The sequence below is a fragment of the Pseudoroseomonas cervicalis ATCC 49957 genome (assembly GCF_000164635.1).
GTDB classification, from domain to species: Bacteria; Pseudomonadota; Alphaproteobacteria; order Acetobacterales; family Acetobacteraceae; genus Pseudoroseomonas; species Pseudoroseomonas cervicalis.
This window is the reverse complement of sequence record NZ_GG771180.1, coordinates 1-691: the sequence shown is the minus strand read 5'-3', so window position 1 is coordinate 691 and position 691 is coordinate 1. Positions and strand designations below refer to the sequence as shown.

Annotated in this window: 1 protein-coding gene; it reads right to left on the bottom strand. The window is 78.4% G+C overall.

All coding sequences use genetic code 11. The features are described from left to right. Positions 1-97 precede the first annotated feature (97 nt). On the bottom strand, positions 98-691 hold a 594-nt coding region (locus HMPREF0731_RS22450; protein ID WP_007006570.1), incomplete at its 5' end, for an MFS transporter.

Here is a 691-nt window from a genome sequence, read left to right as displayed (position 1 = left end):
GGCGCGGGACGAGCGGTTGGGTCGTGTCAGGCATGGCGCGCGGTTCCACCAGGAGGGAGGGGGGAGCGGCCCGCCGCGACGGCGGGGCGGGCGAGGCTCAGCACGGCGCTGCCCGCCGGCCCGGCGCCGCCCGCATGGAGAGCGAGACGGCCAGCAGCAGCAGCGCCACCAGCAGATAGGGCAGGGCCTGGTCGAGCATGGCGAGCAGGCTGCCGGCCAGCGGCCCCAGCACCATGCCGAGGCCCTGCGCCAGCCCCGCCGCGCCGGCCGCGCCGCCCTGCTCCTGCGGGCCCACGGCATTGGCCACCATCGCCGAGAAGGCGGGGAACACCCAGCCCATGCCGGCGGCGGCGACGCCATAGCCGGCGCAGAGCATCCAGCCCTGCGAGGCGAGCGCCACGCTGCCGAAGCCGAGCGCCGCGAGCAGCGCGCCAGCGCCGAGCATCCGCCATGGCGCCAGGCGCAGCCGCGTGGCCAGCGCCTGCGACAGCACCAGGGCCACGCCCACCAGCATCAGCGCCGTGCCGGCCAGCCGCGCCGCCGCGTCCGGCGCCAGGCCCAGCCGGTCCAGCGCGTAGAAGCCGACGCTGACCTGGGCGATGGCGACGCTGAACATGGCGGCGAAGCCTGCCAGCAGCGGGTGGCGCAGCCGGCGGTCGGAGAGCGGCAGCGGGCGGCGCGGCGGGCCGGG